28 protein-coding genes and 1 pseudogene are annotated in these 23,478 nt (G+C 36.1%); all 29 read right to left on the reverse strand.

Annotation, left to right across the window (positions count from 1 at the left end):
* Window positions 1-396 precede the first annotated feature (396 nt).
* Entirely contained in the window at window positions 397-951 is a 555-nt protein-coding gene (locus KX728_RS04850) for a hypothetical protein (protein ID WP_215804667.1), read from the reverse strand.
* Between the two features lie 190 nt (window positions 952-1,141).
* Window positions 1,142-1,855, reverse strand: coding sequence for an alpha/beta hydrolase (locus tag KX728_RS04855; RefSeq protein WP_213951990.1), 714 nt, complete (start codon window positions 1,853-1,855; stop codon window positions 1,142-1,144).
* Between the two features lie 3 nt (window positions 1,856-1,858).
* Window positions 1,859-2,171 (reverse strand): annotated as a pseudogene (locus KX728_RS04860) (hypothetical protein).
* A 119-nt stretch (window positions 2,172-2,290) separates the two neighbouring features.
* Window positions 2,291-4,036, reverse strand: coding sequence for a glycoside hydrolase family 13 protein (locus KX728_RS04865; protein ID WP_215804666.1), 1,746 nt, complete (start codon window positions 4,034-4,036; stop codon window positions 2,291-2,293).
* 178 nt (window positions 4,037-4,214) lie between these two features.
* The gene (locus KX728_RS04870; protein ID WP_215804963.1) at window positions 4,215-4,706 is read right to left on the reverse strand and encodes a phosphoribosylanthranilate isomerase; all 492 of its coding nucleotides are present in this window, start codon (window positions 4,704-4,706) and stop codon (window positions 4,215-4,217) included.
* A gap of 63 nt (window positions 4,707-4,769) precedes the next feature.
* Window positions 4,770-5,651, reverse strand: a complete 882-nt coding sequence (locus KX728_RS04875; RefSeq protein WP_215804665.1) for a diacylglycerol/lipid kinase family protein — start codon at window positions 5,649-5,651, stop codon at window positions 4,770-4,772.
* Window positions 5,652-5,823: 172 nt separating this feature from the next.
* Window positions 5,824-6,183, reverse strand: coding sequence for a hypothetical protein (locus KX728_RS04880; RefSeq protein WP_000841612.1), 360 nt, complete (start codon window positions 6,181-6,183; stop codon window positions 5,824-5,826).
* 29 nt (window positions 6,184-6,212) lie between these two features.
* Window positions 6,213-6,974: a hypothetical protein gene (locus tag KX728_RS04885; RefSeq protein ID WP_215804664.1), complete on the reverse strand. Its 762-nt coding sequence runs from the start codon at window positions 6,972-6,974 to the stop codon at window positions 6,213-6,215.
* Window positions 6,975-7,267: 293 nt separating this feature from the next.
* Window positions 7,268-7,996 (reverse strand): hypothetical protein, encoded by a 729-nt coding sequence (locus KX728_RS04890; protein ID WP_215804663.1) that lies wholly within the window; start codon window positions 7,994-7,996, stop codon window positions 7,268-7,270.
* Between the two features lie 175 nt (window positions 7,997-8,171).
* Window positions 8,172-8,813 (reverse strand): DUF443 domain-containing protein, encoded by a 642-nt coding sequence (locus KX728_RS04895; protein WP_215804662.1) that lies wholly within the window; start codon window positions 8,811-8,813, stop codon window positions 8,172-8,174.
* A 67-nt stretch (window positions 8,814-8,880) separates the two neighbouring features.
* Entirely contained in the window at window positions 8,881-9,525 is a 645-nt protein-coding gene (locus KX728_RS04900; RefSeq protein ID WP_215804661.1) for a DUF443 domain-containing protein, read from the reverse strand.
* A gap of 100 nt (window positions 9,526-9,625) precedes the next feature.
* Window positions 9,626-10,288 (reverse strand): DUF443 domain-containing protein, encoded by a 663-nt coding sequence (locus tag KX728_RS04905; RefSeq protein WP_215804660.1) that lies wholly within the window; start codon window positions 10,286-10,288, stop codon window positions 9,626-9,628.
* 59 nt (window positions 10,289-10,347) lie between these two features.
* Complete coding sequence (locus KX728_RS04910) at window positions 10,348-11,019, reverse strand: hypothetical protein (RefSeq protein ID WP_000760104.1); 672 nt, start codon at window positions 11,017-11,019, stop codon at window positions 10,348-10,350.
* Window positions 11,020-11,254: 235 nt separating this feature from the next.
* Window positions 11,255-11,644 carry a DUF7668 domain-containing protein gene (locus KX728_RS04915; protein ID WP_215804659.1) on the reverse strand — a complete coding sequence of 130 codons (390 nt, stop codon included), beginning with the start codon at window positions 11,642-11,644 and terminating at the stop codon, window positions 11,255-11,257.
* A 29-nt stretch (window positions 11,645-11,673) separates the two neighbouring features.
* The gene (locus tag KX728_RS04920) at window positions 11,674-12,528 is read right to left on the reverse strand and encodes an ADP-ribosylglycohydrolase family protein (protein WP_215804658.1); all 855 of its coding nucleotides are present in this window, start codon (window positions 12,526-12,528) and stop codon (window positions 11,674-11,676) included.
* A 40-nt stretch (window positions 12,529-12,568) separates the two neighbouring features.
* The gene (locus KX728_RS04925) at window positions 12,569-13,186 is read right to left on the reverse strand and encodes an SAP domain-containing protein (RefSeq protein ID WP_215804657.1); all 618 of its coding nucleotides are present in this window, start codon (window positions 13,184-13,186) and stop codon (window positions 12,569-12,571) included.
* Window positions 13,187-13,290: 104 nt separating this feature from the next.
* The gene (locus KX728_RS04930) at window positions 13,291-13,419 is read right to left on the reverse strand and encodes an ADP-ribosylglycohydrolase (protein WP_215804656.1); all 129 of its coding nucleotides are present in this window, start codon (window positions 13,417-13,419) and stop codon (window positions 13,291-13,293) included.
* Window positions 13,420-13,598: 179 nt separating this feature from the next.
* Window positions 13,599-14,045 (reverse strand): hypothetical protein, encoded by a 447-nt coding sequence (locus tag KX728_RS04935; RefSeq protein WP_215804655.1) that lies wholly within the window; start codon window positions 14,043-14,045, stop codon window positions 13,599-13,601.
* A gap of 182 nt (window positions 14,046-14,227) precedes the next feature.
* Window positions 14,228-14,356: an ADP-ribosylglycohydrolase gene (locus tag KX728_RS04940; RefSeq protein WP_206283640.1), complete on the reverse strand. Its 129-nt coding sequence runs from the start codon at window positions 14,354-14,356 to the stop codon at window positions 14,228-14,230.
* A gap of 11 nt (window positions 14,357-14,367) precedes the next feature.
* Window positions 14,368-15,174, reverse strand: a complete 807-nt coding sequence (locus KX728_RS04945; protein ID WP_215804654.1) for an alpha/beta hydrolase — start codon at window positions 15,172-15,174, stop codon at window positions 14,368-14,370.
* Between the two features lie 154 nt (window positions 15,175-15,328).
* Window positions 15,329-16,072, reverse strand: a complete 744-nt coding sequence (locus KX728_RS04950; RefSeq protein ID WP_215804653.1) for a CPBP family intramembrane glutamic endopeptidase — start codon at window positions 16,070-16,072, stop codon at window positions 15,329-15,331.
* Between the two features lie 178 nt (window positions 16,073-16,250).
* A complete protein-coding gene (locus KX728_RS04955) occupies window positions 16,251-16,859 on the reverse strand; it encodes a Type 1 glutamine amidotransferase-like domain-containing protein (protein WP_223335616.1) in 609 nt (202 codons plus the stop codon).
* Window positions 16,860-16,915: 56 nt separating this feature from the next.
* Window positions 16,916-17,344, reverse strand: coding sequence for an aminoglycoside 6'-N-acetyltransferase (gene aac(6'), locus KX728_RS04960; RefSeq protein ID WP_215804652.1), 429 nt, complete (start codon window positions 17,342-17,344; stop codon window positions 16,916-16,918).
* A 308-nt stretch (window positions 17,345-17,652) separates the two neighbouring features.
* Entirely contained in the window at window positions 17,653-19,011 is a 1,359-nt protein-coding gene (gene rlmD, locus KX728_RS04965; RefSeq protein ID WP_215804651.1) for a 23S rRNA (uracil(1939)-C(5))-methyltransferase RlmD, read from the reverse strand.
* Between the two features lie 73 nt (window positions 19,012-19,084).
* The gene (locus tag KX728_RS04970; RefSeq protein WP_215804650.1) at window positions 19,085-20,059 is read right to left on the reverse strand and encodes a DUF1002 domain-containing protein; all 975 of its coding nucleotides are present in this window, start codon (window positions 20,057-20,059) and stop codon (window positions 19,085-19,087) included.
* Window positions 20,060-20,145: 86 nt separating this feature from the next.
* Entirely contained in the window at window positions 20,146-20,748 is a 603-nt protein-coding gene (locus tag KX728_RS04975; RefSeq protein WP_042768074.1) for a lysozyme family protein, read from the reverse strand.
* Window positions 20,748-21,722, reverse strand: coding sequence for a nucleoid-associated protein (locus tag KX728_RS04980; RefSeq protein WP_215804649.1), 975 nt, complete (start codon window positions 21,720-21,722; stop codon window positions 20,748-20,750). The genes KX728_RS04975 and KX728_RS04980 overlap by 1 nt, the downstream gene beginning before the upstream one ends.
* A 7-nt stretch (window positions 21,723-21,729) precedes the next feature.
* Window positions 21,730-22,986 carry a serine hydroxymethyltransferase gene (glyA, locus tag KX728_RS04985; RefSeq protein WP_215804648.1) on the reverse strand — a complete coding sequence of 419 codons (1,257 nt, stop codon included), beginning with the start codon at window positions 22,984-22,986 and terminating at the stop codon, window positions 21,730-21,732.
* A gap of 59 nt (window positions 22,987-23,045) precedes the next feature.
* On the reverse strand, window positions 23,046-23,477 hold the full coding sequence (locus KX728_RS04990) for a GNAT family N-acetyltransferase (RefSeq protein ID WP_215804647.1): 432 nt from the start codon (window positions 23,475-23,477) through the stop codon (window positions 23,046-23,048).
* Window position 23,478: the final 1 nt, after the last annotated feature.

The raw sequence follows: 23,478 nt of genomic DNA on the forward strand, positions 1-23,478 counted from the left end.
ATTTATGAATTAGGACAAACGTCCTAACATCAACTTATAAAAGTAGGCTTTTAACCCTATCAATAATGTGGCTTTTTAACCACGCTTCGGCATTCAACCCTGCCTGTCCGTAGGCATTTTTTACTCGGGTTTATATTTGCTAGAAAACATCATCTCATTTTCTAAGCCTAATAACTATATCATGTTTATAAGAGCTTGTAAAGGATTTTGTGAAACTTTTTTAAAGAATTTTATTTTTTGTTCGTCAAATTCTGTTGAACTATAAAAGGAAATCGCTTTAAAACGTCATAGGAATAAGAAAAAAGAAACTACAACCATTAGCTGCTTCAATAATCTTAAAGTATAACTTGATATTGAAAATCAATTCTTTTCATCAGATTTCATAAATATTTCCAGCTAGGAAGTGGGAATCAACTGCTCCAATTCTACTTCTGAAAGCTGTCCTTGATTGTAAAGTTTTCTAAGTAAGTCCTCATCTACGGTAATTGAATAGTAATCCGTCACAAACTCATGAAATTTCTCAAAACTGTCAAAGAAATAGGATAACAACCATTCGCCACCGTCCTGCTCTTTGTAGGTATTTTGATGCTCTTGACCGTCATACCAGATAAAGAAGGTTGTTTCATCTTTTTGCTCTTCTGAGTAAAGGTTTTGATACTTTTCATCTAGTCCTCTATAAAATCCGTCTATGATGTCTTGATTCCACTCGTCAGCAGCAAATTGACTTAAACTATTTTCATGATCAAAACCTTTTATGAGGATCATTTTATCAGTCAAAATCACATCTAGAGAATCACCAGAGCCATTGTCAATAAGGTAGCGGAGTCCATAGTTTTCCTCAGTCTTAATCACGAGTCTGAGCCAATCCTCACTTGGATCTGTCCGATACTCATCAATGACAAGTAAGGCATCTAAACGTGTCTTTGCATTTTCCCATTCAATTTTTCCCATCTCTTTAATCCTCCATCTTAAAGTTTAAAATCTATTATGCTTACAAATTCTATAACCAATTTCTATCTATTCCGTCCGACTGTACTGTGGAATATTTCCTTCACCAGACAAATCATCAGGTGTACGATTTTTATTGAATCTGAGTAGACTGTAATCTTATATTAATTATCATAGTTCAATCAATCGTTCGCTAAGAATAAGAGAGCCACTCATTAATCAAAGAAGCAATTTCTTTAGGTGCTTGAGTATAAAGCTCATGATCAAAGTTATCTAGAAAAATAGTATCAAAATAGTCTGGCAATTCTTTTAGAGCCTCTTCTCTCCATGCTACTTCATTAGGATATCGAGGACTAATAAACAAGGTATTTCCCACTTTTCTCTTAAACGCTTGTATTTTTCTCCGTAGCTGTAGTAACGTTTCTATATTTTCATAATTTATAGCTAACTCATATCTATTATACTGCACATTCCAATGATAGGAATGTCTTACAGCTTCTTCCATATTTTTTGACCAATGCTTTGCTTCAGATTTTTCTTTAGAAATAAGAATATCTATGTCAGAAAGGTTTTGAGACTTGATATAGTTTTTGGTTTCCTCTAACTCTGTATCTAAAGGTAAAATCTTATCTAAATCTAAATAGCCACCATCCAAAAGAATCAGTTTTTTCACTTCTTGAAATTCCGATGCGAAATAACGAGCCAAATCTCCTCCGAGAGAATGGCCTATCAGACAGATAGATTCTTCCCCAACTATCTCCTTTTTAAACCATGATTTCAACTCTATTTCATCTCTAAAATACTTTTCATATGGATTTATAAAACAAGCAATCGAGTCTAGCTCTTGAAGAAAATCCTTGCTATGACAGACATTACTTCCCAAACCGCCAATAAAATATATTTTCATTCTCTAATTAATACTATGCTTATTCATCTTTTGTTCAAAGATAGTCGTGATAATCTGACGCAATTCTTCACGTTCTTTTTCTGGGATTTCACCACTTGTTTGGGCTGCAGCGTAGAGTTCAGGGTGTTCAATTGAAATGCGTTTAATAGTACGTGTTGTAGCATGTTTTCTGACAAAAAAAAGGGATGCGCTTAATCAAGTCTTGTGGGACAAGCGCAAGAATTTTCTCAGCAGTTTCCTTGTCACTAATCTTAGACGTAGTCAGCCCTTTCTTAATCATTTCCTGTTCTTTTTCTGTAAAATCTTTTAATTCCATCTGATTAATCCTCCTATTCTCTCTAAGTTAAATTATATATCAGTTGTAGCAAGACACCAAATAGTCTGTTTGTAAAATGCTTTCTATACTAGAATTTTCTTTTCACTTTTAATTTCTCCCTAGTAAAAAATCACAAAACCTTTAGGCAATATCACCAGTTGCTGCTCCAATACTTGGAAATGACTGGCTAGCGCTACAGCATCACTGTCTTCTAAAAGATAGTTTTCAGTTGATTGGTTAAAAATAGCTTGGAGTTTTTTTCCATCATAATTCCATTCTAGAGCTAGAACATCTGGCTTGATTTCTTGCAGACTATAGGTGCCATGTTGGATAATGCCTGAAACATCCTTACGAAGCTGAATCAACTTCTTCATAAAACTAAGCATGTCATTACTGTCTGAAACACGTTCCCAAGGCATGACACGACGACAATCTGGATCTGGTCCTCCATCTAACTCCAACTCCGTTCCATAGTAGAAACACGGTGTCCCTCTTTGTAGAAAGAGGCAAGCTAGGGCAGACTTAACCAGTTGGGCATCTCCCTTGGCAGTAGCCAAAATGCGTTCCGTATCGTGAGAATCTAGAAGATTAAACATCACTTCCGAAATCTGTTGTCTATAGTACATTGATTGGCTATTGATTTCATTGATGAATTGAGGTGTCTTCTTAGTCCCTCGCAAGAAATAATCCTTGATGCTGTCGGAGAGAGGATAGTTCATGACTGCGTGGAATTCATCTCCATTTAGCCAAGGCTGAGAAGTGTGCCAGACCTCTCCAAGAATATAAAGGTCAGGCTTTTTAGCCAAGACAGCCTTACGGAAATCTCTCCAAAATTGATGGTCTACTTCATTTGCCACATCCAGGCGCCAAGCATCAATACCCAACTCTTCAATCCAGTAGGTCGCAACCTTTAACAAATAGTCCCTCACTTGAGGATTGGCCGTATTGAGCTTGGGCATATAGCTGGCAAAAGCGAAGGTATGATAAGGAAGTTTTCTTGGGTTTCCCAGCTTATTCTTGCTCACTGGAAACTCCTGAACATGAAACCAGTCTTTATATTCCGACTTTTCACCATGCTTGAGGACATCCTGCCACTGTGGAGACTGATCCCCGATATGATTGAAAACAGCATCCAGCATGATTTTCATGTCTCTCTGATGGGCCTCCTCCACCAGTTTACGAAAGGTTTCCTTATCTCCAAAATGATGGTCAATTTCGAAATAATCCGTCGTATTATACTTGTGATTGCTTGGGGATTCAAAAATCGGACAGAGATAAAGTCCTGTGACCCCTAAGTCTTGCAAGTAATCCAGATGGTCAATGATACCTTGTAAATCACCACCAAAGAAATCGCTCGTCTTTGGTTTGATAGAGGAATCCCAAGCCAGAGCCCCTTCTGGAGAAATCTCAGGATTGCCATTAGCAAAGCGTTCTGGGAAAATCTGGTACCATACCGTCTTTGCTACCCAGTCAGGAACATGACAAGCATCAATCTCATGAATATAAGGAATTTTAAATCCATTTCCTTCATAATGAAGATTTTCTAGCGTGTTTTCAACACATCCCTTATCGCCATAAAAAATACTCTGACCTTGCTTATCCTTGAGTTCAAAGAGATACTGGAGTCGCGCATAGCCAACCGTAACTTCCACTTGCCAGTAATCAAATAAGGCATCGGAAGTTACTTTGACCATCGCCTTGCTTGCTTCATAATGGTCCTCTAAAAAGATAAAAGTGTCTCCATAATGCAAATGGATACTTTCAATATCATCTTTCTTAGTCCGGATACGAATATGCATTATCTTTTCCTTATAAAGATAAGCATACTCCGACTCTGGTCTATGGTAAATGGCTGTTAATTCCATTGTTCTGTCTCCTAGTTTACTTTTATTCATCTTGCTGCGCAAACGTTTTCAAAGTCTTGATTCTAGTATACTACTTTAAAATTTTATTTTCAAGACTAGTCCGTAGTTTTGAGTGGATTGTTTTCGAGAATATAAAAAAGCAGTAAGTCTTAATACCTACTACTTTCTGATTGATGATTTACAAATGCCTTTCCAGCCACTCTATCTTTTTAAAATCCTTATTGTTATTGTGGTCATTTCGATAGGAATCTTGGGAAGAAGCTTTGTAAATGCTTAAATACTGTTCTAAACTTGGAACACGAAAAGTGATGTCCTCGAGATGAATCAACTCTATATCTGATTCTGAAACTCCTGCAAAATCTGGTAATGAATTGATACTTCCAAATTCAACGCTCACGCCATCTTTTTGGAATTCATGCTCGTGAATATCTACCAAGGTATATCCTAAGAGATTCATCACTTTCAATATCTTGTCCCAGTCATAAATCCTGAGATGATCGGGCGCTTCCCAGCCTCTAGGATCTCCAGAAACATGAATGTCAATGTCAGACGGCTGCCATTCTTCATTTGAACGATATTCAAAACCCAAAGACCCCATGAGCGTTGGTGTGATTCCGACTTGGTTTAAATGAGAACAAATTATTCGGAATTCATCAAATAGAGAATTCATTCCTCCTCCAATCTTTGACATGAAACCAGTTTTAGCAGTGAAAGACAAACTTGTTTCTATCTTCTACTCTTTCGGTTGTGAAAAGACTTCAATATGCTGGCCCAGTACCTTAATCTCTACAGGTAGGTTATCCGACTTATCGCCGTCAACATCTGACTCCAATTCACTATCTGAAGAGATTTTAATATTACGTGCTCTGATATACTCAATATTATCATTTCCAACAACATCTCCTTTTAGTAAATCAGGAATGACGGATAATTTAGAGAATATTGAAGCATCTTTTAGAATTAAAATATTAGCATAGCCGTCCTTGTTTTCTTCAAAGATTTTCTTATCAGCGAAGTAATTGGTCAAGAGAACCAAAACATGGCTCGCTTCACCTTCATAATTTCCATTTTCTGTCTCAACCTTAATGTTAAAGACCTGATCCGTCATCACAGACTTCATAGTATTTACAGCATAGGCTAAAATACCGAATTTTGTCTTGTCCTCGATCTCCACATTGTGAATCGCCTCTGGAAGAGAACCGATACTAAAGATATAACCAAAATAGTTATCATTTGCTTTACCGATATCAATCTTGTTGGTTAAATTAAAATCGAGTTCATCAATCGCACCATCGATGTCTTGATTGATTTCCAACAGTTTCGTAATGAGGTTGCCCGTACCGCCTGGAATAATCCCTAACTTAGGAATGTAGTCTCTCTCAGCAATACCCGAAATGACTTCATTGACAGTCCCGTCTCCACCGAAAACAACCACTGCATCGTACTGCTCACGAGACGCTTCCTCAGCAAAGTGTGTTGCATCCAGTGCTTTTTCGGTAATTTTGGTTTCAACGTGCTCAAAATAATCTTTGGCTTTATTCTCCAGTTTGACCTTATAATCCAAAGCCTTTTCCCCACCAGAGGTAGGGTTGATAATTAACATTGCTTTTTTCATTGATAATACTCCTTAATTTTTAAATAGAAATGTTAGTGTAACTACATCAGTCATCACATATAATGCTATTATATAATGAAACCTCAGAAAATAGAAATCAGACGTACTGGAGATTGAGAGAATCAGTTCTAAAAAAGGTTGGATATGCTGAAAATGATAAATACCTTCTAGTTTATTCTTTTACCAATCGATTAAAATCAACCAAATATAAAATTCCAGCAATAAGAGCAAAAATTGCTGAAAAAAATGAAAGGAAGGGGATAAAACCTGTGATAGATGCAACTAAAAGAAACAAAAAGCTTTTCTTACGACCATTTGATTCTTTTCTATAAATGAAAATTGCAAGTATAGAACAAACAAGAAATATAAAACTAATTAAATTTACTGAAAAAGCCCATGCTGGTTTATCAACAAAACGAAGAGCCCCATTGATAAATCTTATCTCCCATCTATAGAAAAATGCAAATGCAATAATGGGAGAGCACGTTAAAGCAAAAATTCCATTAAAAAAAAATAAACTGTTTGATTTCATATTAAATCCTTATCTGTACTTATTCATCGCTAATTAATAGATTCACTTTTTAAAAATTCTTTAGACTTCTGGACGATATAGAGCTGTTCATCTTCTTGAGCGAGTTTTTTAAACAACTCATTCGCCCTAGTCATATCTCCTTTTAATTTAGAGTTCAAGGCTTGATAGTAAGTGATTTCCAATTGTTGATATTTAAATTCGTTTTCCAATTCTTCAAAATAATCATTGAATTGATGAGCAATTGTTAAATCGTAAAGCGCAATACTAACGCTTTTTGTTTTCTCAGCTAGAGAGGAATCTGATATGGACATTTTGTTTAGCATAAGATCAAGCTGGTCCCTGGTCAGGTTTGGATTTGCAAGAACTGTCGAGCGAACGAGGTAACTCTCAAAGAAATCCCTATATTTCGGCTTCAGTTTTTGATCAGTCATTGCTTCAGAAGCCTCCTTAATGGCAGCATCGAAATCACCAATCATATAGGAATAGCCAACAGATGTTAGTGTCACATCCATTTTTATAATAGCTCTTTTTGCATCTTTCTTCAATTCAATGTATTGCTTCCAAGATGGTAAATCTAAGTCCATATGCAGTAACTTAGTACCACTCTTTACATACCCTCTTCTGATTAGTGCAATGAAAAGAAATAAGAGTGCACTTATGAATAAAATACAAAGGGTTTGAATAGTCCTATCTTTCACCATCCAAGCTACAAAAAGACTGAGAAGAACAGCCAAAACAATCACGATTTTTCTATAAAATCCATATTTCTTGCGTATTTCTAAATAATTCATTTTTACTCCTTTCTCCAAGATGGGTCGTCTGACAACTCAATCTCACCTATAGACCATCGTGACATCTTCTTCTTTTTGTCTTTAAAAGGATCGGGTTTGATCAAAGTAAAAGTTGAAATGCTTGCATCTGGAAAATACAACTCCGCTTTTAAAGACTGCTTAGGATTATCGTTGACATAGGCTGAGAATTGAATCGAATATGGTAATTGACACAAACTTTCTTCATAACCAAATTAATTATGAAGAACTAACTTTTTAGGTCTTATTTCCATATTTCTTAACCATTTTGCTTTTTAAGCTAATTCATCACTATCAGGGTGCTTGTGCTTTTTTACATAAATAGCTGCATAAACCGCATCTACCATAACGGCCGGCAAAGTCAAGGTCAACAAAATTCCCAATAAAACACCAAAAGCAATCTGAATATAACCTGTTAGGAGGGAGGGAATAATTGTTGCCCCAGCAAAAGCTATAGCAAAATTATTCCACCATGTTTTCGTTCTATCTCCCTCTTTTACTTGATTAAAGGCCCAGACTTTCCCCTGATTCTTTGGGAGATAGTGCCAAGCATAAAGACCACATGCAAAGATAAAAAGAAGTAATATAAAGATAACATAAAATGGAGTGAGAGGGGATTGATATATCTCCTTGGCTCCTATAGGACTGCCGTCTGAAATAATCATTAATAAACCAATAAAATCGAAACCTATCACTAAGCTTAACACTGTGAGGGCTATTAAATAATATGTTAAAGTCTTCCAGGTGTTAACAAAATAGGGAATAAAAGAAATGATAATGCCAAATATATTCACAACACCGCAAAGCAAAGAAAGCCCTTTAAAGATACCTATATTATCTTCATAACTTCCAACTAAATACATAAAACCAGTTAATGCTAAAGCGATCCATGGATATAACTTAATATAAACTAAACTAACACCATGTGTAATCAAAGGACCATGGTATCTTTCTCTTTGTATATTAGAAATCTTTGTGTTGTCTTTCCTATTCACCTTCACCATTAACTAAACTACCCTCCTATTTTTTCAAGCCTTCACCAATTGCATCCGTTGTTTTTATTAAAGCATCCTTAACTGCATCCGTACTATCATATAAGCAGTCTTGAACTTTAAATGAATCATTTACCACCCAAACACTTTCTGAATTTCGTTATAAGTTACATTATAGCTTTTTCAGTTATTTAAATTCTAGGTATTTCTTTTGATAAGCATAAGTCAATGGAATAACGCCAGATTCAATCCAAATGAATAGATAGGTCAACAAACCATTCAACACTAGAATTGCAGCTTCTGTTCCATTATCTTGTCCCATATAAATAGAGAAAGCAATTGTATGTAAAATGAGAAATAAATAGGCATGGAATTGTCTTTTTTTCTTATTATTCTGAAAGACTATTTTAAACCTCTTCTTTTCCTGCGATAAACGACTTGAAATCTCCTTCCTTGATTTGATTAAAATACCTTGATAGACAATATAGGCTACCAAAATAGATATGAGAAATAAAGATACTTTTAAATATAGTTTATGACTAATATCATAATATCTAAAAATTGATGTTACTACTTCATACGAAAGAAGACCAAAACCAATAGATACCATACGCATTCCTGAAGGACCCATTTTAATCTTTTTGTCAAAATTTTTATTCTGACTATCAAGTTCTATCAAATCAACTTCAAGGGTTTCAGGGGAAAGTCCCCAATAATAACTCTTTGGTGTTGTGGAGTTGGAATCAAGAACGTACTTTTTCTCTCCCATCTCTAACACATCAAAATAAGCAACATCTAATCCTCTAAAATTAATTTTCAAAATTACCACCCAAACACTTTCTGAATTGATTTAATACCGAAATCAATGTCATTTCTAACTTCTCGGCATTCTGTATTTATAGCTCTTCAATTTCAGTTAATGTTAGTGTCTTATAGTATGAGGGAACTTGTGGCATTCTCATCATTACAAAGTAAAACCAAGAAATTATGCCATTAATAATCAACAAGACTCCTTCTGAGCCATCATTAGTTCCCATAAAAAACATTAAACAGACAATATTAATTGCTAAAATTACATACCAATCAATCATTCGTTTACCTTTGGGTTCAAAAACAAGTCGACAACGTTTACTGTTTTTGGGAATTCTTGATTCAAACTTTCCAACCGCACTTTTTTCATAGAAGACAGCCATAAGATAAGACAAGAATAAGGAGAATGCAAACACACCTAATTTCAAAAAAAGCTGTTGACTTATACCCCAATCAATGAATGATTTTTCTATGAGTTTATACGAGATACCTACCAATGGCTGAATCATGATAGCTAAAGCAGTAGGTGCACCTATTGGTGTCTTCGATTTTATTCTAAAACTATCATTAGATGGAGATAGCTCAACCATCTCAGCAGTGACCTCTTTCGGAAGTGAACCGAAGAAATAGGATTTGCCTTTTATAGTGGTAGGATCTAAGATATAACTTTTACTCTTAAACTCAACGATTCTAAAAACTGCTATATTCGAATACTTAAATTTTAATTCCACGTCTATTCCTCAAAACACTTTCTAATTAATTCCCTAATTTTTTGATGAATTGAACCATATGACCTGCATAAGAAAATTATAAAACATCCTTCATCTTAACTTATAACTTCTCTATTCTATCAAAAATAATCTCTTGCTTTTCGACACTTTCTCGGAGTGGTGACATGCCTAAAATCACTGTAAAAAATCCCAATAATAGAATACTATTAATAACAAGTAAGGCTCCCTCTGTTCCGTTAATAGTATATAGATAGAATGCAAAACATCCAAGAGTCGGAACAAGGATAAAAGGAAGAAGTTTGTAATGTTTTAATTGACGTTTATTTCCAACTGGTTTAAAGGTTATTTGATAATTTGAAGCTTTATTCTCAAGTCTTTTTTGGACGCTATGACGAGCTCTTATGGCAATGAACCAGAAAGCAAGATAAGCTAGGAAGATGAACAAGCCATATAATCCTATCTTTAAAGGAAGGTTGTGACTAATCCCATTGTTTCTAAAAAAATTTGTCACAAGCCGATAGCCAGAACCCCCTATTGCTGTTCCAATTGCAACCCCAATTGATTTACTCATAGTTGGAGCTACACTCTCAAAACGCATATCTCTTTTATCTAACTTTTGCATTTTTGCAGTAATTTCATCGGGAAGAGAACCCCAGAAATAGGATTTTGGTCTAACAGTCGTCAAATCTAGAATATACTTTTCTCCCTCTACTTCTACTATTTTGAAAAATACTTTATTCGTTTCTTTAAATTTTACTTTCATAGTCACCTTTAAATCCTTCTCAGAGTTAAAAAACTCTTTTCAATAACATTCCTAAATCGTTAGCCCCGTTTTTTAATAATAGTTAAACCAATTTTGACAGACATCTCTTTCGATGTTAACTGTATTGTAATCCCATAATTTGTTTTATCTGAGTGATCTATTCTAATTTGGCACGTTGTTTCCTCTGGTAGATCATATTTGCTTTTCAGTTTCTGAAAGAGGTCAGAGTTATTTTCTGGCTGGTAGATAATTTCACTAAGCTCTGTTGTTCCAGTTCTTAACGTTCTTTTTATATTCAAGGACTCAAAAACATCTCTTTTGACAACTAAATTAAGAATCTCTTCATCAAATAAAGGGTCTATCTCCGAATCGTAATGCAATTTGCCATTAGAATAACTAACGGGAACCGTTTTTTTGTTTTCTCCGATTTGTATTCTATAGTCACCCTTACCATCTGCCTTGGTAATATCTAGGTCAATTTCATATCTTTTGACTTCGTCACCATTTTTTATATAGACGCTACTTTTATAAGCTTCCAGCCCATTAAAATCCTTCTGCTCTTGTTCCAAAAATTTAAACATGAGATCAAACGTTTTCTCAAACTCGTACTGTTCCTTTGTTCTATTTTGGGGAATAGTTTCAACACCCAAACTACAAGCATTCAATGAAGATAGCGAAATCAAAACGATGACCAGGCCAGAAAGCCATAATAAATGCTTATATTTTTTCATTTAAATCTCCAAAAATAAAAAGTCTAAAACTATTATAGCACGAACATACTAGAAATAACTTTCTATAACCATTTAGATTCATTCATAAAATGCATTTAAAGACAATTGACCTATTGATAGGAAAACTTGATAGTTTAAAAGCTTTGACCTTACTCTTGTACAAAAAAAGACATTCAAGAAAATCTTAAATGCCTGTATAAATAGTATATCAAGGATATTGCTTGTTAAACTTCTCCTAACCAGGATCGACATCAAGAAATCTTACTGTATAGCCATTGTCGGTATATAGAAACTCTACTTGCAATCTCATATCTACTAATTCAGAATTTGAAGTCAAATCATAATCAACAGCAAACCCAGTCTGGTCGTCATAATCATAAATTTCCAATTGAGAGTACTCATAAGGCGGATTGAAATGACACTCCACACCATACTCATCAATCGTGTCAAAATCATTCAATTCTAATGTCTTTTCAACATAACTAAAGAACTCGTTTAAATCGTCAATCTCTGATTCATCGACATACTTCATAATGTCTTCATATTTTTTCAGGTGAATAGCCTTTAAAATATTTGTGATAACCTCTATAACTTTTTCTTTTTTATACATATCAAGTAATTCCATCGTTGCCACCTTCCTACTTAACTAAACAATCATTTTCCTGCTATGAAAAGCTCCCATCGTTCAATGACTTCCTTTAACGGGTTGTCTAGATAGGAATAGGTCTGTTCCTTGATCCAGTCCGGAATGCCATATGCCGCCTCAGCTATACTCCCCGTTATTGCAGCAAGAGTATCACTATCGCCACCAAGGGAGATGGCATTTCTGATAGCATCCTCAAAGTCTGTACTTTCAAGAAAGGCAATGATAGCTTGAGGTACCGTATTCTGGCAAGTTTCATTGAAACGATAAGTAGGACGAATTTCATCTAGTGTTTGAGAAAGATTATATCCATACTCTTGTTCTATATGCTCCTTGATAAGTCTCTTACACTCTGTAGGATTATCGTTGATCGGTTTTCCATAGTCACCACTGTAACCTCCAAAGTAATAACGACACATAAATATAGTATCAGACGTCGCCATAGCTCCTTTGACACCCTCTGGATGGTTATGAGTCACCTCTGCAGAAAGTCGTGCAACTGCTCTTCTGGACGGCCAGACTCCCGTTCGTGCACAGAAACTACAATCCATGGTCCAGGCACATGGAGAAACACGCATTGCTGAGCCATTTCCAAAGCTATTATAAGGTTCTCGATCGTCGCCATCAACCCAATTCCCAAATCTTGCACCGTAACCTGCATCGGGATACATTCTACCATATTTTTTCATGGCGTCAATAAAGTCATCCTTCTGACCGCCATTCATAATGGCTTCTGCAACAGCACAGGTCATAACCGTATCATCCGTGAAAAAACAATCCTCACGAAATAATGGAAAGTCTTTTGTTTTAATATTGTTCCATTCGTAAACTGAGCCTACAATATCTCCAACTATTGCTCCTAGCATGGTATTCCTCCTTACAAACTATTGGTTGAGACTGACATTTCTACTTTTCATACTCGTCTATTCTATCAGCATATTCAGTTAAAAGTTTTTTTGAATAAATTTTTTCATTACTTGAATTTCTAACTTCTTTCCAAAGAATAGAAGCTACTTTTAGTTTATTAGAGTAGTTGGCACTATTTTCGTCTGCACAGAAATCCTTTAGAAATTGATTCCATTGACAAACCGAATGATCATACTTGGCATAATCTGAATTTCCATAATAAATTTTTAACATATCTTGAATGGTAAAACTTAAATCATGTTCTCTTTTTACTTTTCTCCAAGCAGTGGCCATATCAGCAGTAAATTTAAAGGGGGAAACACCTGTTAAAGTTGAGAAATATTCTCTAAAGTGTGCGTTAAAGGAGAACCCGCATTCAAGCAAGGGCGTATCTAAGGTAACGACTTCTACTCGTTTCTTTTTCCTTTTTACTGATGATTTTTTAATCAAATTGCCCTTAAAGTACTGCTCAATAATATGATTGAGTTCTTGTTTTGTACCTCTATTTTCAAGTCCTAATGACTTGCATATCTGTGAGAGTTCATCACGATACCAATAGTATTTATTAAATTCATCAAAGGATGAGATTTTTTCAAACATAGGTCTGCTTTCTATCAATATTTCACCTCCTTAAAAACAGTTTAGGTTTTCATCTCAAAATAATGGAATTTTGGCTTCTTTATTTTGAGGATTAGCTACATTTCACTAACAAGCTTACACATTCAGCGTTTCGAACTTATCGTATCATCCGTGAAAAAACAATCCTCACGAAATAAAGGAAAACCCTTCGTTTTGATATTATTCCATTCGTAAACTGAACCTACAATATCTCCAATAACTGCTCCTACCATAAGATTCCTCCTTGTAAGATATCGGGAATTTGACCATCAACTATAGTTTTAAAATTATCTATTAACGAATTTTGTATAATTTATAGGTATTCATCTAATCAAATTATAATTAAAAAACTTTTTTGATTTCACTATGTACTACATCTTCATATTATACCTAAAACGAAGTACACCAGCCATCAGCCTTGAGCAATAAAACATCTATTATTTTGAAAATCTGAAAAATAGGTTTCGCTTATAAAACTGTACAAGTTATCAACGGGTCTATTGTACCAATCCTTGTAAACATAGTCCATATTATATATCAATAAAGCTTGTCCATCTTGACTATAGCCCTTGAAAGTTATCGAAAATGCATCTCTATAACCAATAACTTTATCATTCTTATTTGAATTGTTCCCCTTTCTATATTTCTCAAAATCAATAAGTCGCGTATATTTCATGAGTTTAGATAAGGCTTTTTCGGATAGTTTCTGACTATGTTCAAAAACGATCATTCCAGTATTCCCACACTCTTGGTAGGACAGTTCAGAGTTCATCAGATTACACTCAAAATAACCAAAAATTTCACAACCACAATGAATAATAAATTCAATTTTAGAAAAATATTCCTTAGTCCATGTCATCTTATCTCTCCATTCCTAAGTATGCTAGGAAAAATTGTTCAAAACTCACAAATCTACTCTTAGCCTATTTTAATTTCAGGCATAATACTAAAATATCTCTTACGGCAAAAGCCTTTGTTTCAATACTTTCTTAAGTTCTTTTGTTATAAGATTTTTACGCTTTTACCAGCACAGCTACACACTCAGCGTTTCGAACTTATCGTATCATCCGTGAAAAAACAATCCTTACAAAATAAAGAAAAATCCTTCGTTTTGATATTGTTCCATTCGTAAACTGAACCTACAATGTCTCCAACTATTGCTCCTAGCATACGTTTCCTCCTTATGGCATATCAGATTCGTTACACATTTCTAATGAATCACTCTTTAAAAATGGCACCACCAAATCAATCCACTCATAAGGCAAGTAAGCTGATAAATAGCAGTGGTTATAGCCCTTTGCTTCATACAAAATTGTATTTGAATGTAGCTGATGAAATAATTTCGCTGATTCTTTCACACAGTTCAATTCTTTTTCACCATAGATATACAGAACCTGAGCCTTGCTAGCAGAAATCATATCTTTCAGCTTGTAACATCCCATATAGTTTTTGTAAATGGTCACCAATGTTTTGATAGGCGTCCTTGGCAAATCCTCCAAATAATAAGCTTTTATTTCCTCTGGATAAGCCAGTTTAGGATAGAGTTTGTTCATCATGCTTAACTGAAGTTTGCAAGAGAATTTATTGAACATCAGTTTACCAAATAGAGACACTAGAAAGATGCTGATTTTAGCTAACCTTGGTTGAGGAATGCAGAGGCTTCCATCTATGATGGCCTTCTCAGCAATTTCACTGTCTAAAGACAAAAGCTCCATGGTAATTTGACCACCAAGTGAAACACCACCGATTGCAAATAATTTCCCACCACAGTTTGCTTTGATATAGTCTAGAATCTCCAAAGCAGAATCTTCAGTAGAAACATAATCAAGTCGATATTCCTCGCCGTGGCCATTCAAAGTGGGTAGAATAATACGGTATTCTTCTGACAAGATTCGTGCTTGACGAAGATAATTCCACCAAGAACTTCCACCACCATGTATCAGTAAAATAGGAGGCAAATTCTTATCACCAAATTCATGGAATTTCATGTTTAAACTCCTTACTGTAGAACTTTCACTAGCTACACCCATGTTTAATCAGCTCGTACAAGCAGTGATGTCTCATCAAATAGAAAAGTCTCTAACATTGATTATCTAGAATGACCACACGTTACTTTCAATAATGGATATCCTGATCTAAATTTTAAAATGTTGTTTCCTTACTAATTCTATTACTCGCCAATATAGTATAAATCAAATAACCAATAAAAATGATAATAAAAATAAGATTAATTTTTAACACAAAATAGAGATTTAACAAATTTGCGAATGCATGAAATAATACACAGTATCCCACAGATTTCGTTTGACAGTAAAGAAGCCCTGAAACAAAACTTAAAAATAATGTATATATAAAAAATAAAATAAAAGGAAATCCTTGATGACTTTCTCCAACTATAAACCATAAAGGCAGATGCCATATTCCCCAAATTGATCCTACAATCAAATTAGATTGCCAATAAGTATATTTTTTATCAAGTAATGGTTGTAATATTCCTCTCCATCCTAATTCTTCATGTCCACCACCAAAAAAAATTAGTTGTATAAAGAATAATGGCATCAGATAAATTGATACTCCGTTTAATTCTAAGGAAGATACAGAAAATAGTATCAAAATTGCTAACATATGATAAATGAAATAAATACTACTATTTTCTATCTTATTAAATAAAAAATGTTTAAATTTTATATTATTACTTTTTAAATAAAAGCCACTTGCAATAGCTGGTCCAAGTGCACCAACTATATGTAATATTCTTCCTATAAGTGTCTCTAATCCCAAAATATAAGATTGTGTAAATATGGCAAGAAGCCCCCAAGATATATAAGTAATTCCAAATGTAAAACAAAGATATTTTTTTAAATTCCTTTTATCAATTTCTGTCATTTTTTTCTTCCTAATCTTGATTATTTTATGAATAATATTTTTACTGCTTCTTAGTTGCTATCGATTATAACTACCTATATTCTATCATAAAAACACAAAAAAGCCTTACAATCAAGGCTTTTCACTATTCATTTCGTCAATACTTTAGTTTCGTAGATTCAGATTCGCATGATTAAAACTAGTCAATTTTCTCAATAATGTTTCCAAGTCTATCCAATACAAGACAGGAATGATCATTTAGTGGAATTATGGGAACACTGACAAGTTCTTCTGCTCTATCCTTATTAGCTTTATCATTCCAGGAATCATAATGGACACTAATTAAAAACTGACTAAAGAGTCCTAATCCATTTTTTATCTTTATCTGATGATCTGAATTATCATTAGGTGAGACATATACTTTTTCTCCTAATAATAGGGCTCCTGCAGAAAACCCTATAACTTTTGCCCCTTTATTAAGCATATGATCGATATAATTTTTGAACTCCTGATTGACATAAGTAGCTATATATTTTTCCGTATTTCCTCCACCAATGATGATTAGATCAGCATCTAAATAGCTATCAAAATCAATCTGCTCAGTGTCCAAAAGTAAGTAATCAGTGTTTAGATTAGGAAATTGACTTTGGAAAACTTCTGTGTACTTTTTCATATAGGGTTGCCAATTATCTCGAAAAACCGTAAAAATAACAATTCTTTCAATCTTGCTTGATAATACAATTTTATCAACAATGCTATATTTCGTTATTGGGGGATTCCCACCCATCAAAAAAATTTGTTTTTTCAAGTTAACACACTTTCTAAAGATACATAAAGTTTAACAAGTTTATTCACGTTTCTAAATTATAATTTTTTCTTAAAATGAATAATTCTATTTGCCTCCTGAAATCCAATATTGAGATGAAATCTTATAGAATCCGTATTCGTTAAAGTACAGTCACTTGCAAATTCCTTACATCCTTTATTTTTCGCCCATTCCTCACATTTTGTACAGAGATTTTTAGCAATATCCTTTAAACGATATTCCTCGTCGACAATAATCCCTTCTAAGAATCCAATAGGACTATATTTACAACCTTCAACATAATCAAATCTGAGTGAACATAGTGCTAGACCTACAATTGTGTCACCTTCAACTTCAGTAAAGATTGCAGTATTTTTGCCATTCGTATATTTTTTTACTTCATCAAAAGCTTCTTTATCGGTCAATTGGGGCCATAATTGTTTTATTAATTTAGCCGTTTTTATAGAATCTTTTGTTATTCCATCCATATTGATGTTCCTCCGCAAATCACAAGCAAATGTTTCGAATCATGCTGTTACTTTGTTACTCATTGATTGATACCAATACCATCCCCTTCTACTTTTCGACTGTCTCAGATCGGAAGAGCAGAGCCATGCACTCAGCGGTTCGGACTTACCGTATCATTTCGTCGGTTTCCCTCCTCATTCTACGAGTCCTATCCCATGGGTGGAGCATCTACTCCTACTTCGCTGATGCCTCAGCTCGTACAACAGTGATACCGCCTCAACATGATGCGTTTGTGGGACTCAAAAGGTTTGGGTGAACCTTTTGAGGTTTAACTGCGTTTCACTAACAAACTCACACACTCAACATGATGCGTTTGAGGAAAAAGATCCACCGGCTGGATTTTCTTCAATTCATAGCCCAACTCTTGGTAGAGTTTGATATCACGCGCCATGGTTGCAGCATTGCAGGAGATATAGGCAATGCGGTCTGCTCCTGTTTGACTACCTGCCTTGATAAAGCTTTCTGTGAGGCCTTTTCTTGGTGGGTCGACTAGGATAGCGGTTGGTTGGATACCTTCCTTGAGCCAATTCTTCATAGCATTTTCAGCTGTATCACAGACATAGTGGGCGTTTGAGATATTGTTTAGTCGGGCATTTTTTTTGCTATTCTCTACTGCTTCTGGAATAACTTCAACACCATAAACTTCCTTGACATACTTAGCAACGGATAAGCCAATGGTTCCAATTCCTGAGTAGGCATCGATAACCACGTCATCTGCTTTTAATTCTGAAAAGTCAATAGCCGTTTGATAGAGTTTCTCTGCCATTTCAGTATTGACCTGGTAAAAGGCTGGTCCAGAAATTTGGAAGTCATTGCCGAGCATTTTGTCAGTAATAAAGTCTTGTCCATAAAGGGTGCGCCAGTCCTTACCGAAAATCGCATTGGTATTCTGGTCGTTGATATTTTGCATGACAGACACAATATTTGGAAACTGCTTGATTAATTGTTCAATCAATTGGTCAACACGGAAAACTTTTGGACGAGTTGTCACAAAAATGACCATGATTTGCCCTGAGTAATGACCACGACGCACAACGAGGTTTCGAATCAAGCCAGACTGTTCCTTTTCATCATAAGGTTTCAAATCATAACGACGGAGCAAGTCGCGTAGGGCCACTACTACCTCATCAATCATAGGATCTTGGATAAAGAAATCTTCCAGTGGCATGAGATCATGGGAATTCTTACGGAAAAAGCCAGTTTCCAAGACACCATTGACACGACGAACTGGAACTTGCGCCTTGTTACGGTACTTGACTGGATTTTCCATACCCAGCGTTTCAGCGACCTCTACATCTCTAATGCCAGCAATTTTGTAGAGACTGTCTTTGACTTGCTTGGTTTTAAACTTGAGCTGTTCTGGGTAGGCAAGATGCCCCAAGTCAGCAATTCCTGAACGCAGGTAAGCCAAATCTAAATCTTGGTTACGATGAGGTGATTGAACAAGGTATTCTTCAACTTTCCCAAAGCCAATTTTTTTATTGACTTTAAGGACACGCATAAGAATTTTCTCAGTCGGAAGAGCATTCTCTACAAAGAAAACCAAACCATCTACCTTGGCAACTCCTGCCCCTTCATGGGTCAAATCGACAATTTCAACTTCTACAATATCATTTTTCTTTAACATATTCTTCACTTTCTATTGGCCGACAAAAAAGACGGCAACATTTCTGTTACCATCTATTATATCATGAAATGACCTAAGCACCAAAACTCTTGAAGAAGTTGACAATGGCTTGCCAAAGAGAGCTAAAGAAGTTGCCACCCTCTTCTAGCGCTTTATTGGCATCAAAATTGAGATTGATATTTTTAAAACTATCTCCAGCTTGGGAAACGATGCTTTGTTTGAGATCATTTAGGGTTTTGGTGAAATCAGCATTGTTCAAAATGTCACTCTTTGAGAGGTTAAGTGCAAAATTGATGATGATATTGACCTGGTTTCCTGTTATAACCTGATCGAGTTTGTAATTTTTTAGTGTGTCTTCTACAATTTTGCGGACATCTTCTTCTGTCAGATTGCCTTTGGCTTCTTTTGCCTTTGCAATTCCTGCCTTGATATCTGCCAAAGCGACATTGAGTTTATTGGCATCGTAGCCTGACTTGTCCTTGTTTTCAGCATTGATATCTGATAAGGCTTTTAGCTCCTCTTGGGCCAAGTCTTTATTGGCTTGCGGTACTTTAGCACCATTGGCCTCTAACGAGTAGTAAATCCCTGCTAGGGCGCTCTCTCCTGTAACTGGAATAGGTGCTGCAACTGTGATTTTGGCATGCTCCACTCCCAGTGTCACTGCAGCGTTACGGTACATATCCTGCGTCACCTTGGTGATATTTTCAGGCGTTTCAATCTTGACTTCTAGAGGCGACTTATCCCCCAGCTTTTGAATCTTAGCTGACGAATAGAGCTGTAGGCTAGCATCATTAGCAACATTCATAATTTTCGAGTAGACATCCGGTGTCATAGTTTTGATATCTTTGGTGTCTTTTGATGCGTCATAGCCAAGTTTGCTAAGAGTTTGGTTTTTCTGGTCTTCAGATAGAGAAGAACCTAGAACATATTCAGGTTGAACATAGGTTTCATCGATTACTTTTTGAACATCAGTTGCTGCGTGGACACTCGTCATAGCTGTTGCGGCCCACAATATTGCAGCACTTGTTAGAAAGAATTTCTTTCTCATGGGGTATTCCCTCCTTTACCTTTCTAGGGTAATAAAACAATCTTAAAGAAAACTTATAGTGAAAAACACCTGGTCAAACCAGATGTTTAGAAGAAATTAAAGAATTTCATGATATAGAGATTAAAGCGAACCTGTCTCGAGTAGTAATAATTTCCACCATTTTCATAGAGTTCGGCACCGTGAAAGATAGAAATAGGGTTAATATAGGTGTAGGTCTTCCCTGTAGTATTACCAAGGATTGGAGCGACCGTTTCTCGGGAGTAACGCTTGGCTAATGCCAGAGTATTTTCCTTGCCATTTTGAGCGATAAAGTCGATATAGGCAGGTCCAAAATTATAGGCTTGAACGGCGGTCCAGACATCTACTCCTTTGCTCTGTGCCAAATAGAGGTTATCTGTTAGTGTTTGTATCCCTTGGCGAATACTAGAGGCATCGTCATTGATGGTATTGGTAGCGCCACTAGCAGACTCACTAGACTGCATGACATCCCGCTCTTTACCCTTCGTTTCGGTATAAATCATGGCGAGCACCAACTCTTCATTTGCTGGAGTATCTCTTTCGCTGAGTATTTCTCGCACCATGGGTTGGTAGGTCATGACTTGTTTAACATCCTGATGGATATGATAAGCTTTGTATCCTGCGAAAAGGAAGACTGCTAGCACAAGCACTCTTCTTATAAATTTAAACATTATTTACTTTGAATATCCTCGATATTTTTGATTAAGATAGAATAGGTGCCATTGTCATTTTGGATAAACTCGACCGATTCTGCGTCTTGGTAAACATTATTTGGAACGATGAGTTCAATTCCATTTGACAAGGAAAGTTTTTGATTTTCAAATTTCTTTAATTGGCGACTAGCATCAATTTCATCGAACTGGACTGGTTCTGGTACGGCTTCCTTGACTAGGTCGATAAAGCTCAAACGAGCTGTCAGATTGTTGTCAAAAAGGTCATTAGCCAATTTTTCAGGTGACAGTTCATTGTTTTCTTCCAGATTGTTAAAAATCGCTGATTTGACCTTAGATTGAAATTGAAAATCATCTGTGTTAAAAGTTTCAGCAATTCTCTGAGCCGTTTTTTCCAGTTCCTTGATGGATTTCTTTGGTGAAATCTTAGGTGCAACGCTTAAGAGATTATCTGAAAAATAATTCAAGAAAGTCCCATTGTACTTGATACGTTTTTCGATGAGGTGGTACTTGCGACTCTGTAGATTAACCACCAAGGCCTCGTCAGCCCCCGTTCCAAATCCAGGCAGGTTATTCTGAGTCAGCTTGATTGGATTATCAACTTCTCCACCGAGGTGGGTCAAGGTCTCACGTAGAGCAATTCGCAAGAAAGCGAAATGTTCAACGCCTTCTTTAGAAAACTGAACAAAAACCAAGTCATTGGTCTTGAGTTTTTCAGAAATGCTAAACTCCTCTTTCCAGAGATTAGCCAGTGTTACTGATGTCTCCAACAAATCATCTGTGATGTGATTGAAGAAGGGATTTTCTTCTTCGAAAATCCCAGTCTTGGCTTCATCTGAATACACGCGTTCGATTTTTTTACGTAGGTATTCCTCGATTTTTGGAGTGATATTGAGAAACTTATCCGCTAGAAACAGCTCGGTATCATCCGGACTGAACTGATGGATAATGGCTTTCTTAATATAAATGTCCATAAAAGTATTAGTCCTCGTATAGTGGGAAGGCATCTGTCAACGCTTTGACTTCACTTCTCACTTCTTCTAAGACAGCTTCATTTTCTACATTCTTAAGGGTTTTAATGATGAGTTCAGCCACTTTACGGCTTTCTTCTTCACCAAATCCACGTGCAGTGATGGCTGCTGCTCCGATACGAATACCACTTGTCTTGAATGGTGACAAGGTTTCGTATGGAATTGAGTTTTTATTTAGAGTAATATTAACTTCATCTAACAAGTTTTGAGCCACTTTTCCGTTTTCAACAACCTTAGTAACATCCACTAAGAATAGGTGGTTTTCAGTACCGCCAGAAATGATACGGAAATCAGGATCCTGCAAGAAGACTTCAACCATAGCCTTGCTGTTTTTGATGACATTAGCAGCATACTCCTTGAAAGCTGGGTCCAAAACTTCTTTGAAGGAAACCGCCTTAGCCGCCACAACATGCTCCAAAGGACCACCCTGAATACCTGGGAAAATAGCTGAGTTGATTTTCTTAGCTAGGTCCTCATCATTTGTCAAAATCAAACCACCACGCGGTCCACGAAGAGTTTTGTGGGTCGTTGTTGTAGTGATATGAGCGTATGGCACTGGGCTTGGGTGAAGTCCGGCCGCCACCAAACCAGCGATATGAGCCATATCGACCATGAGCTTAGCACCAACGGCATCTGCGATTTCACGGAATTTTGAGAAGTCGATAATTTGAGAATAGGCTGAAGCACCAGCTACAATTAATTTTGGTTTTACTTCTTGGGCTTGTTTCAAGATAGCATCAAAGTCCAAAAGTTCCGTTTCAGGATCCACACTATAAGAAACAAAGTTGTAGGTTTGACCAGAGAAGCTAACTGGAGCTCCGTGGGTCAAGTGTCCACCTGCTGCCAAATCCATTCCCATTACAGTGTCACCAGGCTCAATCAAAGCCATATATGCTGCACAGTTGGCTTGGCTTCCTGAGTGAGGTTGGACATTGGCGAATTTAGCACCGAAAATTTCTTTTGCACGTTCAATAGCTAAAGTTTCTACCACGTCTACTACATCAGTTCCACCATAATAACGGCGTCCTGGGTAACCCTCGGCATATTTGTTTGTCAAGATAGACCCTTGAGCTGCCATAACAGCCTTGGAAACCACGTTTTCCGAAGCAATCAACTCGATATTGTTTTGTTGGCGTTCTTCTTCTTTGGCAATAGCATTCCATAGATCAGCATCGTATGCTTTAAAATCGTCTTTGTCAAAAATCATAGGTCTTCTCCTTTATAGTGTGACTGGTCCTTTAGTTTGTTTTTCAATAAGAAAATAAACTAAAAGATGCGAATAAACCGTTTCTGCACTTTATCACAAGTATAACCAACTTTTTCATAAAATGCATGAGCTCCCAGACGATGATCAGCAGAGTTTAAGCGGATAAACTCATAACCCCGTCTTTTTGCTTCTTGATCCAACCCTTGCAGTAAGCTTTTACCGATACCTTGCCCTTGTGCTTGAGGTGAAACCGCTAAGCCTAAGATATTAAATCCTGCTTTGGAATAGAGGGATTCATAAACTTCAGCATGGACATATCCAAGTAGGACATGGCTGACTTCATCCTCATAACCAAGTAGGAAATGATGAGAATCCTGAGACAGTCTAGCTAGTTGACTAGCTGTGTCCTCTGGACTAAAAGAGTAGCCCAAAGCCTCTTGGTTAATCTCACATATAGCATTCACATCTGTTTCTTGCAAATCTCTTAGCATC

This window comes from Streptococcus oralis, assembly GCF_019334565.1.
GTDB classification, from domain to species: Bacteria; Bacillota; Bacilli; order Lactobacillales; family Streptococcaceae; genus Streptococcus; species Streptococcus oralis_CR.